Origin of the sequence: Symbiopectobacterium sp. (assembly GCF_051710365.1) — a bacterium.
Classification (GTDB): domain Bacteria; phylum Pseudomonadota; class Gammaproteobacteria; order Enterobacterales; family Enterobacteriaceae; genus Symbiopectobacterium.
On record NZ_JBPETA010000401.1, the window covers coordinates 1 to 716 of the forward strand.

Genomic DNA, 716 nt, shown 5'->3' on the forward strand with positions numbered 1-716 from the left:
GGATTGTTAGTATGAATCATGAGAGTTACCTCGTGTTTTGTATAAGGATTGGACACCCATATCAAAACCGGTAACTCTCAACCTTGCAAGGTCCAGTGTCAGATCAAGTCGCGACTAATACACGTTAGCCATCATGCTGTTCGTGACCTTTATGCAGGTGCCTCTGGTGACCTTGCTTGATGGATTGCACAATCTGCGTTTTATTGGCGCGCTGCTGGCTGCCAATTTCATCGGGGTCCCGCTATTACTGTTGCTTACCCGCCCGTTGCTGCCGGATGTTCCCCTGGTGCAATTTGGCATTCTGCTGGTGCTGTTAGCGCCCTGTATCGATTACGTTGTGACCTTCTGCCACCTCGGACGCGGTGACGCCGCCCGTTTGCTTGCCTGCACCCCGCTGCTGTTGGCGATGCAACTGCTGTTGCTACCGCTTTATCTGGCTGATCCTGATGCCGCTTATCGGCGCTGGTTTATTACAACACATCCAATCGCGCTTTTTGATCGTGCAACGCATCGCTAACGCTGCCGGTTGGTTACCGGTGCCCGCGACAGTCGTGGTGATCTTTTTAGTGGTAGCGTCTGTCGTGCCACAATTAGGCTGTGTCCCTTAATTGCTTGAGCTATAGTATCCATCTGTTTCTACGACACTTTGGATTATGGCTCGCTACGATCTTTCTGATGAAGCATGGGCAATCATTGAGCCCTTGTTACCAACCGTT

General features: G+C 51.1%; 1 protein-coding gene. It reads left to right on the forward strand.

Annotation, left to right across the window (positions count from 1 at the left end; all coding sequences use genetic code 11):
- The first annotated feature begins 133 nt into the window (after positions 1-133).
- A complete protein-coding gene (locus ACTBDZ_RS18300; RefSeq protein WP_438816331.1) occupies positions 134-517 on the forward strand; it encodes a hypothetical protein in 384 nt (127 codons plus the stop codon).
- Positions 518-716: the final 199 nt, after the last annotated feature.